The sequence below is a fragment of the Flavobacterium potami genome (genome assembly GCF_020026915.1).
GTDB lineage: Bacteria > Bacteroidota > Bacteroidia > Flavobacteriales > Flavobacteriaceae > Flavobacterium > Flavobacterium potami.
In genome coordinates this window covers 36,969-53,399 of record NZ_JAINUY010000003.1, presented here as the reverse complement: position 1 = coordinate 53,399, position 16,431 = coordinate 36,969, and the positions used below count along the sequence as shown (strand labels likewise).

Below are 16,431 nucleotides of genomic sequence, written 5' to 3'. Positions count from 1 at the left end.
ACTACCGAATGTATCTAGACAAAAAAATATTGTTTTTTATTTTATTGTGCTTTTGTTTGCAAGGCGGATATGCTCAGGTAGATCAAACAAAAAAGGATTCAAAAAAAGAAAAAGATACGACTGAGATCTATAATCGAATTCGTAATTATTCTAAAAAAAACAAGTTTACGCAAACCATGCACAAATTGTTTTTTAAATCTAAAAAACCTAAGAAAAAACAAGAATTGTTGGTTCCTTTAGATTCAACAAATTATGAAGGAAAAATTATCCGTCACATCAATATTATAACATTAGATCCTTTTGGGCATTCTGTAGCAGACACGACTCAGATGCCAAAAAACTGGGGAGAACGAATGGGAAACCGTCTTCATTTAAAAACAAAAAAAATTGCGATTTACAATTTATTGCTTTTTAAAAGAAATACGCCATACAACACCTATAAAGTACTCGAATCGGAACGTTTGATTCGTGCTCAGCGTTATGTAACGGCGGTTCGTATTTCAAATCAAAGTGTTGGAGCTGCTTCTGATTCTGTTGATGTTACTATTCGTGTTTTAGATTCCTGGAGTACAATTCCGAGATTTTCCATTTCAAGTAATCGTGTTTCTGTTGGTTTTAAAGAAAAAGACTTTTTTGGTTCTGGACAACAATTGGAATATCGTTTTACCAATCGCTTTGATGATGGCCGAAATGCAAATGAAGCCACGTATACAATTCCAAATATTAAAAATACATACATTAGTACAATCCTTCATTACAACATGGATTTGGATAATAATTATCTAAAAAGTGTGGATATTGAGAGAGATTTTTATTCTCCCTTAACAAAATGGGCTGGTGGATTTTATTTTGACGAAAGTTATAGAAGAGACACACTACAAGCTCCAGATCTCACATTTGCCTATCAGCCCAAAAAATATACTTCGCAGGATGTTTGGGCTGGATACGCTTTTAAAGTTTTTGAAGATAGACACAAAGCGATCACCAATCTTATTACAACTGTCCGATTTCTAAATGTCAATTACAGCGAATCACCGACAGAACTTTATGATCCAGACAACTTTTATTCTGATGAAAAACTGATATTAAGCGGTATTGGGTTAAATACACGAAAGTTTGTCAAGGACAGTTACATCTTTAGAAACGGACAAACGGAAGATGTGCCCACAGGTAGAATTTACGGAATTACAATGGGTTATCAATACAAAAATACTTATTGGAGACCCTACATTGGCGCCCAATATTCGTTCGGAAATTATTATCGGTTGGGTTTTCTTAGTATGAATTTCGAAGCCGGTACTTTCTTCCAACAATCCAAGACCTATCAAACTTCATTTCTCTTCGAATCCAATTACTTTACGAAGTTATACAGTATTGGAAATTGGAAGCTGAGACAATTCGTAAATCCGAAAGTTGTAATAGGGATAAATAGAGATAATATTATTGGAGATCAGCTAAATATAAATGAACAAAATGGATTGGCAGGTTTTAATAGTTATCTATACGGAACCAGTAAAGCTATTTTATCGCTTCAAACTCAAACTTATTCGCCACATTCTTTACTAGGTTTTCGTCTGAATCCGTTTTTTAATTATTCGATTGCTGTTTTGGGCAGTCCAGAAGTTTCAATGGCAAAAAGCAAACCTTATTCAAAAATTACTTTGGGTTTACTGATTAGTAATGATTATTTGGTGTTCAGTTCATTTCAGCTTTCCATCTCCTATTATCCGAGTATTCCTCAACAAGGCGACAATGTCTTCAAAACAAATACTTTTGAAACTACAGATTATGGCATGCAAAGTTTTGAACTTGCAAAACCAAGATTGGTGAATTATCAATAATTTTTTCTCTTTTTTATAAAAAATATTCACGCAGCAAAAAACACTTATTATCAATAATTTAAGATTATTTCCATCTGAATAATTATCGATAAAATACACTTTTTGTTCGACTAAATGCAATCTCTTTATTTTTTGGCACAGTATATGAATATCACAAAATAAGATTAACATTTAAAAATTAAAAAGAGATGAAAACGATAAAATTAGCAATCGCCGGATTATTTCTAATGGTTGCAAATGCCACGCAAGCCCAAGTATCGATTAACGTTAATATAGGAACTCCACCAGCTTGGGGACCTGCAGGATATTCTGAAATGGAATATTATTACCTTCCAGATATCGAAGCTTATTATGATGTAAGAGCTGCACAGTTTATTTATTATGCAAGAGGAAAATGGGTTAGAACAACTTATTTGCCAAGACAATACAGAAATTATGATTTATATGGAGGTTACAAAGTTGTTTTGACTGATTACCACGGTAGAACACCTTATACTTATTTTGATCGTCACAGAGTAAAATACTATAAAGGATACCACGGAGCTCCACAAAGACCTTATAAACCAAGACCAGTATATGGTTATAGTGAACGTCGTTATGATAAGAGAGATCACAAGCATTATGACAAACATGATAAACACCACGACAGACATGATGACCATGATCACGGACGAGGAAGAAGATAAATGCTAAATTATTAGTATTGAGAACAAGAGAGTATCAAAAAAACGATACTCTCTTTTTTTTATGATTTGTTTAATCGGATCTTTCGTTAAAATGTTGTAGATTTAATATAAATCACTGTATTGCAAGAAGTTTAACAACAGAAATGCCTTACATTAATTTATTTATACTTTATCTTTGCGCCGAATTTTAAAAATCCAAAAAAGAAATTTTTATGAAAAAGAATGTTTATTTATTTTCATTTTTAGCATTATCACTACTAATAGGATGTGATGACAAAAATGATTCAAACGACAACCAATCGTTAAATAACATTACAATTAACTCAGATCAAACTGCCCTAAATCAGAGACTTGACCTAACTAATTCTGGTGTTATTTCGATCGAAAATGTTTCAGCAACAGGAAAAACTACTGAAACCACAAACACAACTTTCCCTTTGGTACAAATTGCAGAAGTAAAACCACCGGTTGATGCAAACGGTAGAACTCTTCAGGCAAGTCACGTTAATGTAAAAGGAAATTACGCTTACGTTTCTTATATTACTAGAGGCGATGTTTATTCTGGAGCGATCGACGTTATCGATGTTTCTGATCCGTACAAGCCAAAATTAGTTACTTCGGCTTTGATTCCAAATACTGATATTACTTCCTTGACTTATGCTGATGGAAATTTAATTATTGGAGCTGCAAAAGATGTCGATAAAGACACTCAACTTGCAGGAAATCCAGCAATTGTGTTTAATATGCCGTTAAGTTCAGGATTACTTACCAGTAATTTAAAAACAAATTATTTAGAAAGCAGAGTAACAACAGATGTTGCTGCAAATGCTTCTAACTATTTTGCGGTTACAGGAGATAATGGAAGTTTATTCAAACTAAGTACTTCTACTAAAGCTGTAACAGGAAAAGTTGCTATTGCCGATTTACGTTCAATAGCCTTAACAAGTGACAAAGTAGTGACTTTAAGTGGAACTAAAGGTGTAAATATTTACAACCAGTCGACATTGGCTTTACAAAAAAACTTCACAACCTCTAATGATGTCAGCGGTGCTAAAAGAACAATGGATATCGACGGAACAAAACTTTTTGTTTCTGAAGGTCCTAATGGTTTAGGTGTTTATGATATTAATAGCGGAAGCAAACTGCAAACTATCGGAATTCCAACAGCTGCTGAAGATAATGTAACAAATGCTGTTTCTTTTAATGATGGTTATGCTTTTGTTGCCAATGGAGCTTTAGGACTGAATGTTTATCAATCTGCAACTCAACTTAATTTATTAGGTTCTGTAGGAATTGCTGGTTCATCAAACTATGTAAAATCTAGTGGAAATTACATTTATGTTGCCAGCGGAACAGGTGGATTGAAAATCATTAAAATGGAAAAACCAAGTACTGCATTTGCAAGCTGTTTAACTTACGGTCTGTACAATCAAGGCAGAGATTTGATTTTAAATTCTAATGACATTAGATCTTATCAAGGTGCTACAGCAATTAATTCGGCTACTGTAAATTCTGGAGCTGTTTTAACACATTGTGGTTCTATTGCTGTTCTTAGCAATTTAACCTTAAATAGTAATGGTACTTTCAATATGAGAGGAAGTTTATCTCAAGGTAAATACCAACAATCTAATCCAACACAATTAACAATCAACTCTGGTGCTAAATTAGTGGTTGAAGGTTCAGTTGTAATTTGGGGTGATTTGACACTAAATAGCGGTGCAACAATCAATTTCGTAGGAAGTACTTCTTCAATTACTATTTATGGAAAAGTAACTAAAGGAAGCAACGTAACGATTACAGGAAATTACGTTGATACCGAAAACAAATTGAAATAATTTTCAGAACATAATTGCGTAAAGATATTTTAAAAAGCTGCCAGCCTCAAAACTGGCAGCTTTTTTGTTGCTTGTATAAAATAATCTTTATCATTAACATTTCATTTAAATAGTGTTCCATAAAATAATTAGTATTTTTGAAGCTATTACAAGAAAACAATTTAACCACACCATGCGAAAAATACAGATTCACATCTTTCTTTTATTTTTTATCGGTTTTCAAATTTCATTTGCCCAGCAGCCACAAAAACCAAATTCAGTTGAAATTTACAATCAAATCAAAAAATTAAACTTTTTAGGTTCGGTTTTATATGTTGCGGCGCATCCTGATGACGAAAATACTAGAATGATTTCGTATTTAGCAAATGATATGAATGCCAGAACTGGTTATTTGTCTTTAACACGTGGAGATGGAGGTCAAAACTTAATTGGTCCTCAATTGCGTGAATTATTAGGTGTTATAAGAACTCAGGAATTAATTGAGGCTAGAAAAATTGATGGCGGTGAACAATTTTTTTCACGAGCAAATGATTTTGGTTTTTCGAAAAATCCGAATGAAACTTTGGACATTTGGGACAAAGACAAAGTACTTGCAGATGTAGTATGGACCATTCGAAAATTTCAACCAGATATTATTATCAATAGATTTGATCATCGTTCGCCTGGAACTACTCATGGACACCACACATCATCTGCAATGTTAAGTGTAGAAAGTTTCAAATTAACAAATGATCCTAAAGTTTATCCGGAGCAATTAAAATATGTAACGCCTTGGCAGGTAAAACGTCAATTTTTTAATCCCTCTTGGTGGTTTTATGGAAGCCAGGAAAAATTTGATGCGGCTAATAAATCCAAATTTACAAAGTTAGAAACAGGAGTTTATTATACTGGAATCGGAAAATCTAATCAAGAAATCGCTGCTTTGAGCAGAAGTCGTCATCAATCTCAAGGTTTTGGAAGTACTGGAGTTCGTGGAGAAGAAACAGAATATTTAGAATTGATTAATGGTGAAAGTCCTAAAGAACGCGATAGTTTATTTGATGGAATTGATACAAGTTGGAACCGCGTTAAAAACGGAAAACCAATTGGTGATTTAATCAGCTCTATCATTTCAAATTACGATTTCAGCCGTCCATCTGCAAGCATTCCAGATCTAGTAAAAGCGTATTCCATGATTGAGGCATTAGAAGATGAACACTGGAAAAATATTAAAGCTACTGCAATAAAAAATATCATAGCATCTTGTTCTGGATTATATCTTGAAGCTGTTGCAAACGAGCAAGAAGCAACTCCTGGAAGCACTATTAAATTATCTCTTGAAGCAATTAATCGTTGTAATATTGATATGCAATTAGTTAGCATAACAACTTTGCCCGATAATAAAACCTCAATCCAAAATAGTGTTTTAAAAAACAACAACGATCAAAAGATCAATCTTCAGTTACAGCTTCCTGAAACTATGGAGTACACGCAACCCTATTGGTTGAAAGAAAAAGCTACTGTGGGAATGTATACTGTTTCTAATCAGAAAAATATCGGAATCCCTGACATCATCAGAGAAACAAAAGTTGTTTTTAATGTCAAAATCAATAACATTGAAATTCCTTTTGAACGTACTATCGTTTACAAATACAATGACGGTGTAAAAGGAGAAATGTATAATTTCCTTGACATTGTTCCTGAAGTTACCACTTCAATTTTAGAAAGGGTTTTGATTTTTAGGGATACAAAAAGCAAAATGATTCCGGTAAAAGTTCGTGCAGGAAAAGATAATGTAAAAGGAAATTTACAATTGGATTTACCGAAAAGCTGGAATGTTTCACCTAGAGAAATTCCGTTTACTTTGGACAAAAAAGGAACTGAGCAGATTTTTTACTTTGAAGTAACTCCGCCTGTTAATCCGGAAGAGGTTATGGCAAAAAGCATTGCTACTGTTGATGGAAAACGATTTGATAAAGATCAGACTATCATCGATTTTAATCATATTACCAAACAAATGGTTTTAAAATCAGCTGAATCAAAATGCATTCGAATTGATTTGAAAACTTCGGGAGATGCCATTGCTTATATCATGGGAGCCGGAGATGAAGTTCCAGAAAGTTTAGCTCAAATGGGATATAAAGTTTCAATTTTAAAACCAGAAGAAATTACGCCTGAAAAACTAGATTCATTTAGTACCGTTATTACAGGAATTCGTGCCTATAATACAGTGAATGCTCTGGCTAACAAACAAAATATTCTTTTCAATTTTGTGAAAGGTGGTAAAAATATGATTGTGCAGTACAATACGAACGGTAAATTAGTAACCGATAAAATTGCACCTTATCCACTAAAACTATCAAATGACCGCGTAACCGAAGAAAATGCAAAAGTGACTTTCTTAGCACCAAATCACCCTGTTTTAAACACGCCAAATAAAATTTCCGAAAAAGATTTTCAAGGCTGGACACAAGAACAAGGCTTGTATTATCCTAACGAATATAATCCTGCCTTCACTCCTATTATTTCTTCTCACGACAAAGGAGAATCTGCTAAAGATGGTGCTTTATTGGTCGCACCATATGGAAAAGGATATTACATTTACACAGGTTTAAGTTTCTTTAGAGAACTGCCGGAAGGAGTTTCTGGTGCTTATCGATTACTATCGAATATCATTTCCTTAAAACAACCTATTGAAGTTCCTAAACAAGACTTAAAACAATAAAAGATGGAAGCTAAAAAAACAAAAAAATGGAAAAAAAGCTACACTTATGTTTTGGTAGCCAATGCAATTTATATTGCTATTTTCTTTTTAATCATGCAATTATATTCTTAACCTATGCAGCTATTTGACTGGATCGTACTTATTGTAACACTTTTATTCATTGTTGGATACGGCTCGTGGAAAACCAGAGGAAGTAAAAACGTTGAAGATTTTATTTTAGGAAATAACGAAACACCTTGGTATACTGTCGGGCTTTCTGTTATGGCAACTCAGGCTAGCGCGATTACTTTTTTGTCTACGCCTGGTCAAGCTTATCATGACGGAATGGGTTTCGTACAATTCTATTTTGGTCTTCCAATTGCCATGATTGTAATTTGTGTAACGTTTATTCCGCTTTATCATAAAAGTAAAGTTTTTACGGCCTATGAATTTCTGGAACGAAGATTTGATGTAAAGACACGTTCTCTTGCCGCAATCTTATTTCTGGTACAAAGAGGATTAGGAACTGGTTTAACAATATATGCGCCAGCTATTATTTTATCTGCACTTTTAGGATGGAACCTAACTGTAATGAATATTCTGATTGGAGTTTTAGTAATTATTTATACTTTTTCGGGAGGAACAAAAGCAGTAAACGTAACGCAAAAGCAACAGATGTTTGTTATCATGTCTGGAATGTTTATTACTTTTTTCCTTATTCTGCACTACCTACCAAACGATATGACATTCAATAGTGCATTGCATATTGCAGGTGCAAATGACAAAATGGATATTGTTAATTTTTCTTTTGATCCTGAAGAAAAGTATACCATTTGGAGCGGAATTACAGGAGGTTTTTTTCTGGCGCTTGCCTATTTTGGTACCGACCAATCTCAGGTTGGACGTTACTTATCTGGAAAATCTGTGCGTGAAAGTCAGATGGGATTAATTATGAACGGACTACTGAAAGTCCCAATGCAGTTCTTTATTCTTTTAACTGGAGTTATGGTTTTTGTATTTTTTCAATTCAATCCTGTTCCATTAAATTTTAATCCCAACAATAAAATTGCGATTGAAAAATCGGCTTATAAAGATGAATATCATGCTTTGGAGAATCAATTAGTTAAGCTTTCCGAAGATAAAAAAGTAATCAATTTGTTGTATATCGATCAATTGAATCAGGATTATGATAATCCTATTTTGCGTAAAGAGTTAGTTGCTTTATCAAATAAAGAAAAAGATCTACGTGATAAGGCAAAAGAAATTATCGTAAAAGCAGACAATAATACCGAAACGAACGATAAGGATTATGTATTCTTTCATTTCATTTTGCATTATTTGCCAAAAGGCTTGATTGGATTATTATTAGCTGTTATACTTTCTGCAGCCATGTCTTCAACAGCTTCTGGTCTAACAGCACTAGCGTCAACTACTGCAATTGACATTTACAAAAGAAACCAAAAGACAGAAAGGTCAGAAAAGCATTATTTGAATGTGACAAAATTCTTTACTCTTTTTTGGGGAATTGTAGCGATACTTTTTGCTTGTGTCGGAACATTATTTGAGAATTTAATTCAGCTTGTAAATATTATTGGTTCCATCTTTTACGGAACAGTTCTAGGAATTTTCCTTGTGGGATTCTATATAAAACGAGTTCAGGCAAAACCAATGTTTATTAGCGCAATTATAAGTCAGTTGACGATTTTTGTTATCTATTATTTCATGATTTATACTCAGGAAAAATTAGGTTATTTATGGTTGAATTTTATTGGAGCAATTTTAACAATTATATTATCGATTATCATTCAGTTTTTATTTTTTAAAGGAAAATCCGATGATAATGAATTGATTTTGGAATAGAAAGTTGAAAACACAAAACATGAAATTCAGGAATATACTTTTTTTCTATTCTTCTTTTAAGGAAAAATCTGGGCGATTAGAATTCGCTCTATATCTTTTCGTCAATATACTTTCATATTATTTTGCTTTGCATTTATGGAGAACAGTAAACTTAGACAATGAAAAAATTTTAAACATGTTTTATACTTGCTTAATTATATTGCTATTATTTGTTCCGATGCAAGCGGTAACAACAAGGAGACTACGAGATTTACACGCAAACCCTTGTTTTGTTGTTTTTAATTTCATTCCTATTCTAAATATAATCTTTAATGTATTTTTATTATTGGCCAAACCAAAGAATAAAATCAAACTCTAAACATCTCAGCCATTATCATTTCCCAAATTATAATTCTCCTTTAAAATTGTAAGTAAAAAACACTATTTTAGTACGTTGAAAACTGACCACTAACTAATTTAAAATAGGGAAATTAAATGAAAATTTCAGGTGATATTGAAAAATTACTTCCATTTGGCTACTTATTCCTGATTTTAATGGGAATGCTTAAAGACAGTATTTACTATTATCAATTAGGTATAAATATCTTGAAATTCTCTACAATTACAGATATTTTAATGAGTCCAATTGCGTATTTAACCACAAATCCCATAGTTTTGTTTGCTGTAATTTCATTATTCATTAGCCATTATTATCTCCCAAAATTTCTTTTAAAGAACAATCAAAAACCATACGTCCAGAAAATGTTTGAATTAAAATCTGTCGAAGGGTTTTCATTAGAAGAAAAAACTAGTTATTACAATAATATTGCTTTACGAACATTGGCTGCTGTGCTTTTGTCTTTCTATTTAGGAACTGGTATTGCTGATGGTTACTTTACTTCAGAACGCATAGAGAAACAATCTTTAGATTATAATTATAAAATTAATTTTAATGATGATGAACCGCAAGAAGTTAGTCTTCTCGGTACAAGTAGTCTGTATTATTTTTACGTTGCAATAGGGCAAAAACATTTAAAAATTGCACCAATAAGCTCGGTTAAAAATATAGAATTGATGTATAAAACTGCAAATCGATAAAACCGAAATAAGTAAGTTACTCCAAAAAAACATCATTATGAAAGATCAAAAAAAATACAGCAATAAAGCCAAGGCTGCTTTTGTTCTCTTGATAGTGATGCTTATTATTTTGTTGGGAAATTTCAATACGCTTCAAAATTCTAAAAATGTAAATGATAATATTAATGCTATTTACAAAGACCGATTAGTTGTCGCGCATTACATTTTTCAGTATTCAAAACAACTCCATTTTATAAAAGCTGAAGCAGAAAAACTGAATCTAAGTGACAATATTAAGAAAAACGAAATTATTCATACTTTAGATATCATCCATAACATTGATGATTTATATGCCAAAACAGTTTTAACCAATAAGGAAAAACAATACTTTGACACGTTTTTGAGTTCGTGCAAGGAAAGCAACAAACAAGTTGAAAACAAAAATTGGGATAAAATTGCAAGTTCGAGTGCGACAGCTTTAGAAACATTAGAAGCACTTTCTCAAATTCAGATTGAAGAAGGAAAAGCAAAACTCGCCGCAGCAAATGCGATGTATAATAGAAACAATGTATTGGGACAACTTCAAATTGCATTGCTTATTATTTTGGGAGGAATAACTTTTTATCTTCTAATAAAGAAAATCAAGAAAACGATTAAAATTCCTGAACCGCCTAGTTTGAACTAGCACCTAGATTGGTTTCGAGTTTCAAGTTTCATGTTTAATGTTTCATGTTTTACTACATTATTATGTCATTCTGAGGAACGATAAAAATGAGTGCAAATACTCTTGTCTATAAATTGAGAACAAAAAAAATTCCAAAACCCGTAAGCTTTGGAATTTGGAATTTTTTAAATATTTAGAATTTAAAACCTTATCTGCTCCATTCAGCGATACTGTCTTTATTCAATTTCACATAATCAGCATTATTTGCTGCTTCTGCAGACGCTAAAGATGCTTTTGCAGTCTCTACAGCTCCTTTTTTATCACCTTGTTTTGCCTGAATTTGAGATTTTAGTCTTGTAACATAATATGGCTTATCTGTGCTCATATCTAACGCTTTATCTACATAAGTTCTCGCAGTTTCAATATTTCCGTTTGATTGGAATAAATATTGAGATGCTGCATAATAATCGTTCCATGTTGGACCAGCTAATGTTTTGTCTATACTAGCAATAGCAGCTTTTGCAGTTGGAACCTCAAATTTTAACGCAACATGAGAGTTTTCCCAAGAAATATCCAAATAACCAAAATTTGGATCTAATCCGTTAATGCCAATTGTAAATGTTTCAACAGGAGTTGGCAAAGCGTCTTCTTTTACAGTAGTTTTTAAAGCTACATAAGCATCGCTCCAATTTTCTGGCAATCCCCAGTTATCAGTAGAAAGGTAGAAAATCACATCCCAGCTTTCGATTCTAGGCACTGTATAAATTGCATATTTACCTTTTTTTAGAGTCTTTCCATCAATAATAACGTCATCACTGAAGTTAATAATTGTATTTTCGTTTGCTCCCGTTCTCCATAATTTACCAAAAGGAACTAAATTTCCGAAAACGGCTCTTCCTCTTGCTCCTGGTCTTGAATAGGTAACTTCAACATCTGTTAAACCTACAGTTTGTTTGATATATCCTTTTGGACTTGCTTGCGGCGTTTTTACTTGTGCTTCTGATGCTAAAGGCGCTAAAATCAGGGCTAATGCAATAAGTAGTTTTCTCATTATTCAGTTTTTTTTATTTTAGTTCAAATTTACAAATTCAAATAGCGAACGAATGTTAAATTTTATATAATTCAGGCTTTGAGTTGTGATATTTTTTGAGCATTTAATTCATTAAAATGATCAATAACCAAATCAGCTTCTGATAAATCCTGTAGGTTTGAATGTTCACTTTTGTAACCTACACAATAAATTCCCGCTCCTTTTGCAGCTTTTATTCCGTTTGTACTGTCTTCGATAATTATACATTCTTCTTTTGGTGCTACAGATAAAGAAGCAGCATGAATAAATATGGCAGGATTTGGTTTTGATTGTGGAAAATCTTCCCCGCTCACAATATGCGTAAAATATTGATGTAAATTAAATCGAGTAAAAACACGTTCGATTGTAACTTTTGAAGCAGAAGATGCTAGAATCAATTGTAATCCATTGTTATACAAATCCTTTATTAAATCTTCTACACCTTCTAAAAGATATAAATCTTCTTTAGTATCAAAAGCATCATTAAAAATATTTCTTTTTCTTTGGATTAAATCTTCAACTTCCTGCTCTACAGATGGAAAATGATTTTTTAAAGCTTGAAATGTATTTCGAGTAGAAAATCCTGTAAATGTGGTATACATTTCTTCAGGAACTTCAATATTTAATTCTGAAAATTGCAAATAATAAGCATAACGATGAACTGGTTCCGTGTCTACGATCACGCCATCCATATCAAAAATTACTGTTTTAATCATTTTTTTAAGGTACTAAGGTTCTTAGTTTTTTGTTTCAGGTTTCAGGTTTCAAGTTTCAAGTTTCAAGTTCTAGGTTTGAAGTTCTAGGTTTGAAGTTCTAGGTTTGAAGTTCACGACACAGCAAACTTGAAACTTGAAACCTGAAACAAAAACTTTACTCACTTTTAGAAATCAAATAGCGAATTACAGTTTCTGCAGCATGAAGTCCGAATAATCCAGGCATATAACTATTTGTTCCGTAGAAAGATTTTTTGAAATTTTTTCCGTCCGTTAATTTCAAACTTTTTTCGTTTTGAATTTCAGAAGAAAAAACCACTTTTAATTTGTTGATTTTTACCGTTTTCAAACGCTTACGAATAGTTTTTGAAAAATAACAATTGATGGTTTTTGAAATATCAGCCACTTTTACTTTCGAAGCCAGCATTTTTCCGCCTGCTCCCATGCTGCTGATAATTTTAACTCTTTTGCGTTTTGCTGCAATAATCAGATTCAATTTTGGAGTAATACTGTCAATACAATCCAAAACATAGTCGAATTCTGGAGAAACGATTTCAAAAGCACGTTCTGGAGAAAGAAATTCTTTTACTCTTGTAAGATTCAATTCAGGATTAATATCCATTAAACGGTCTCCTACAATTGTAATTTTAGGTTCTCCAACTGTCGAATGCAATGCAGGCAATTGGCGATTAATATTAGTGATATCCACCACATCTCCATCAACAATTGTCATATTCCCAACTCCTGCTCTTGCTAAAAACTCAGCTGCAAAAGAACCAACTCCTCCTAATCCTACAACTAAAACATTTGCTTTTTGTAAATTTTCTAATCCTTCTTTGGTAAACAAAAGCTCAGCTCTTTCTGTCCATTCTGCCATATTCTATATTTGTTGTTTTAATTTATTTGTTTCAAGTTTCAGGTTTCAAGTTTACTTAAAAACACTTTTATAGTTACTTGAAATAACATCTTTTAATTCTTTTATATTTAATTCTTTATATTTTGAAGCTATTTCATAAACTTGTTGAATTGTTTCTTCCATTGTGTCCGTTTCTAGAAAAAACTGGTGGTTTGGAACATCTTTAAAAACAGTTTCTAAATCTGGATTCTTCAATAAATATTTTCCGAATGAAAGATAAAATCCGTCTTTAATTAATTGTTCTGCCAGTTGTTTGTTCTTTGCAAAACCATGAATAATCATTGGTACAGAAATCTTCATTCTTTTTTTAATCGCTGTAATTTCCTGAAAAGCGGCTACACAATGTATCACTACAGGTTTTTTGAATTTTTCAGCCAATTCTAATTGCTTTTCAAAAACAGAAACCTGTAAATCTAACGGAACTTCAATTCGTTTATCCAAACCACATTCGCCAATTGCTAGACAATTCTCTGTTTTTAATTTCTCTTCAATAATTTTCAAATCTTCATCCAACCTATTTTGATCAATATACCAAGGATGTATCCCTATAGAATAGAATTTAATCGAAGCATCAAAATCTTTTGGATATTGATTGACCAATTCTAAAACATCGGATTGATTGGTAAATTGATGGGTATGAAAATTGAAATATTCCATTAATGAAAGTCTTTTACACCCGCTTTGATTTCAATTTTCAAATCATTTTCCAAAGGAACAAGCGGGCAAGAATACTCGTAGTTGTAAGCACAATATGGATTGTAAGCCTGATTAAAATCGATCGCAATTGTATTTCCTTTTGGAACTTCCAAATCTATATAACGACCTCCAATATAACTTTGTTTTCCAGTAGTTAAATCTGAAAAAGGCAAAAACAAATGATTTTTATATTTCTCCTGAACTAAAAGTTCTAAATTTTGGTAAACAGCAAGTTGAAAAGCTTTTCCATTAATTTTGAAATTTAAAGTTCCATACTTCGTATATTTTGACTTGTAACTTCCTGAAGATTTCATTTCAAAAGCTTTTCCTCCTTTTGCTTTGACCAAAGTTGCATTCACAAAAAAAGTTTCATTTATAGGATAAAATTCCAACCCTTTAAAAGTTTTTAAATCTTTACCCATTAACGGACTTGTCTTAGAATCAGCAAATTCTGAGTTTAATTTCTTTTGAAATTGTATCACATCATTTTTACTAAACTTTTTTTGAGCAAAGCCAATACTAACAACAAACAATAAAAGCAGGGCGTATATAGTTTTCATCTTAGAAATTTTATGCAAAAATAGTTCAAAAGTAACAAAACGACAACCACTTAACCTGACAAAGTTTACTAACTTTGTTGCGATAATCTATCACACACAATGCTTAAAAACGCTTTTAACAACTACATTAATAATTTTAGAGGTTTTTCAAGAGAAATTTGGATTCTTGCGATTGTAACTTTTATCAATCGCGCCGGAACAATGGTTCTTCCATTTTTGTCAAAATATTTAAAAGAAGATCTACATTTTAGCTACAATCAAGTGGGATGGATTATGGTAGCATTTGGCTTAGGTTCTATGCTGGGTTCTTGGCTTGGCGGTAAACTTTCGGACAAAATAGGTTTTTACAAAATAATGGTTTTCAGTCTGTTTACAAGTGGAGTTTCTCTTTTCTGTGTACAATATATTACCACCTTTTGGTCTCTTTGTATTGCAATGTTTTTGTTAATGACAATTGCCGATATGTTTAGACCGGCCATGTTTGTTTCTCTTGGAGCTTACGCAAAACCTGAAAACAGAACTCGAGCTTTAACCCTTGTTCGTCTGGCGGTAAACTTAGGTTTTGCAGCAGGTCCCGCTTTAGGTGGATTAATTATTATGGGAATAGGTTATTCAGGACTTTTCTGGGTTGATGGTGCATCTTGTATTATTTCGATAACTATTTTTGCTTTATTGGTTAAAGAAAAGAAAAAAGCCACTCATGACGACAAAACAGAAAGTGCAGGAGATGTAAAATCGGTTTTTCATGATAAAATCTACTGGGTTTTCTTATTTGTAAGTTTTATTACAGCTATGATTTTCTTCCAGCTTTTTACCACTTTACCTCTATATCATAATGAAAAGTTTGGTTTAAGTGAATTTCAAACAGGCTTATTGATGACACTCAACGGACTTCTAATTTTTGCTCTCGAGATGCCTACAGTTGGTTTTTTAGAAAGAAAAGCTTTTCCAAAAATCAGAATTATTATTCTAGGTTCATTCGTTATGGCGTTTAGCTTCTTTTTGCTTCTGATCAATTTTTGGGCTGGAATATTGGTTTTCAGTATGATTTGTATTTCTATCGGAGAAATCCTCACCTTCCCATTTTCGAATGCTTTTGCAATGAGTCGCGCTCCACGTGGACAAGAAGGACGTTATATGGCACTTTATACGATGAGTTTTAGTTTAGCTCATATTATTAGTTCTAAAATTGGATTTGAAATCATTACCCGTTTTGGTTATCAGATCAACTGGCTGTTCATGGCTATCATAGGTGTCATCGCTACTGGATGTTGTATCTGGATTAAAAACGCTCTTCTCACAGAAAAAGCAGAATAAAAACTTTAACTTCACAAAACATTGTTATTCAATTTATTACAATTAAATTTGAATGGCTTTTTCATGCTTAAAATCGAAATTCAACTTAATTTTTAGTTAAATAACTATTTTTATAGTTGCGTAACTAAAAAAATAGTTGTAGGTTTGAATTAAAATTAGAGAACATGCAGAAGTTAACAAACAAAGAAGAAGAAATCATGATGATTTTATGGAAGCTAAAAAAAGCTTTTGTAAAAGAAATTCAGGCAGAAATTACCGAAGACCAACCACATTACAATACATTATCAACTATTGTTCGTAATCTTGAAGAAAAAGGATATGTTGGACATAATGCATTTGGAAATACACATCAGTACTTTCCGGTTGTAGCAATCGAAGACTACAGAAAAGGATTTATGAAAACCGCAATCGATAATTACTTTAATAGTTCTTATAAAAGTATGGTTTCCTTTTTTGCCAAAGAAGAAAAAATCTCAGCAGACGAATTGCGAGAAATTTTATCAATGATCGAAAATAATAACGAAGAAAAATAATT

Annotated in this window: 15 protein-coding genes; 10 read left to right on the top strand and 5 right to left on the bottom strand. The window is 32.3% G+C overall.

Translation table 11 applies throughout. The features are described from left to right. Nucleotides 1–8 precede the first annotated feature (8 nt). From K6T82_RS09735 to K6T82_RS09700, 8 genes are all read left to right on the top strand, one after another. On the top strand, nucleotides 9–1,841 hold the full coding sequence (locus K6T82_RS09735; protein WP_223705745.1) for a BamA/TamA family outer membrane protein: 1,833 nt from the start codon (nucleotides 9–11) through the stop codon (nucleotides 1,839–1,841). A 188-nt stretch (nucleotides 1,842–2,029) separates the two neighbouring features. Then, entirely contained in the window at nucleotides 2,030–2,527 is a 498-nt protein-coding gene (locus tag K6T82_RS09730; RefSeq protein ID WP_223705744.1) for a hypothetical protein, read from the top strand. Nucleotides 2,528–2,739: 212 nt separating this feature from the next. Next, nucleotides 2,740–4,362 (top strand): LVIVD repeat-containing protein, encoded by a 1,623-nt coding sequence (locus K6T82_RS09725; protein ID WP_223705743.1) that lies wholly within the window; start codon nucleotides 2,740–2,742, stop codon nucleotides 4,360–4,362. A gap of 172 nt (nucleotides 4,363–4,534) precedes the next feature. Next, a complete protein-coding gene (locus K6T82_RS09720) occupies nucleotides 4,535–7,066 on the top strand; it encodes a PIG-L family deacetylase (protein WP_223705742.1) in 2,532 nt (843 codons plus the stop codon). Between the two features lie 114 nt (nucleotides 7,067–7,180). Continuing rightward, nucleotides 7,181–8,905, top strand: coding sequence for a sodium:solute symporter family protein (locus K6T82_RS09715; RefSeq protein WP_223705741.1), 1,725 nt, complete (start codon nucleotides 7,181–7,183; stop codon nucleotides 8,903–8,905). Between the two features lie 19 nt (nucleotides 8,906–8,924). Beyond that, nucleotides 8,925–9,263, top strand: a complete 339-nt coding sequence (locus tag K6T82_RS24665; RefSeq protein ID WP_223705740.1) for a DUF805 domain-containing protein — start codon at nucleotides 8,925–8,927, stop codon at nucleotides 9,261–9,263. A gap of 116 nt (nucleotides 9,264–9,379) precedes the next feature. Next, nucleotides 9,380–9,982 (top strand): hypothetical protein, encoded by a 603-nt coding sequence (locus tag K6T82_RS09705; RefSeq protein ID WP_223705739.1) that lies wholly within the window; start codon nucleotides 9,380–9,382, stop codon nucleotides 9,980–9,982. Nucleotides 9,983–10,019: 37 nt separating this feature from the next. Next, nucleotides 10,020–10,646, top strand: a complete 627-nt coding sequence (locus K6T82_RS09700) for an MCP four helix bundle domain-containing protein (protein ID WP_223705738.1) — start codon at nucleotides 10,020–10,022, stop codon at nucleotides 10,644–10,646. Between the two features lie 187 nt (nucleotides 10,647–10,833). Here the strand turns inward: K6T82_RS09700 and K6T82_RS09695 are convergent, their stop codons facing one another. The 5 genes from K6T82_RS09695 to K6T82_RS09675 all read right to left on the bottom strand — a co-directional run bounded on the left by K6T82_RS09695 (nucleotide 10,834) and on the right by K6T82_RS09675 (nucleotide 14,579). Further along, entirely contained in the window at nucleotides 10,834–11,676 is an 843-nt protein-coding gene (locus K6T82_RS09695; RefSeq protein ID WP_223705737.1) for a DUF2911 domain-containing protein, read from the bottom strand. A gap of 71 nt (nucleotides 11,677–11,747) precedes the next feature. Continuing rightward, nucleotides 11,748–12,410, bottom strand: a complete 663-nt coding sequence (locus K6T82_RS09690; RefSeq protein ID WP_223705736.1) for an HAD family hydrolase — start codon at nucleotides 12,408–12,410, stop codon at nucleotides 11,748–11,750. A gap of 154 nt (nucleotides 12,411–12,564) precedes the next feature. Then, on the bottom strand, nucleotides 12,565–13,284 hold the full coding sequence (locus tag K6T82_RS09685; RefSeq protein WP_223705735.1) for a tRNA threonylcarbamoyladenosine dehydratase: 720 nt from the start codon (nucleotides 13,282–13,284) through the stop codon (nucleotides 12,565–12,567). Nucleotides 13,285–13,335: 51 nt separating this feature from the next. Then, nucleotides 13,336–13,980 carry a TatD family hydrolase gene (locus tag K6T82_RS09680; protein WP_223705734.1) on the bottom strand — a complete coding sequence of 215 codons (645 nt, stop codon included), beginning with the start codon at nucleotides 13,978–13,980 and terminating at the stop codon, nucleotides 13,336–13,338. Beyond that, entirely contained in the window at nucleotides 13,980–14,579 is a 600-nt protein-coding gene (locus K6T82_RS09675; protein ID WP_223705733.1) for a DUF1684 domain-containing protein, read from the bottom strand. The genes K6T82_RS09680 and K6T82_RS09675 overlap by 1 nt, the downstream gene beginning before the upstream one ends. Nucleotides 14,580–14,678: 99 nt before the next feature. Here K6T82_RS09675 and K6T82_RS09670 point away from each other — a divergent pair, with 99 nt between their 5' ends. Both K6T82_RS09670 and K6T82_RS09665 read left to right on the top strand, forming a co-directional pair. Then, on the top strand, nucleotides 14,679–15,896 hold the full coding sequence (locus K6T82_RS09670) for an MDR family MFS transporter (protein ID WP_223705732.1): 1,218 nt from the start codon (nucleotides 14,679–14,681) through the stop codon (nucleotides 15,894–15,896). A 164-nt stretch (nucleotides 15,897–16,060) separates the two neighbouring features. After that, nucleotides 16,061–16,429 (top strand): BlaI/MecI/CopY family transcriptional regulator, encoded by a 369-nt coding sequence (locus tag K6T82_RS09665; protein ID WP_223705731.1) that lies wholly within the window; start codon nucleotides 16,061–16,063, stop codon nucleotides 16,427–16,429. Nucleotides 16,430–16,431 lie beyond the last annotated feature (2 nt).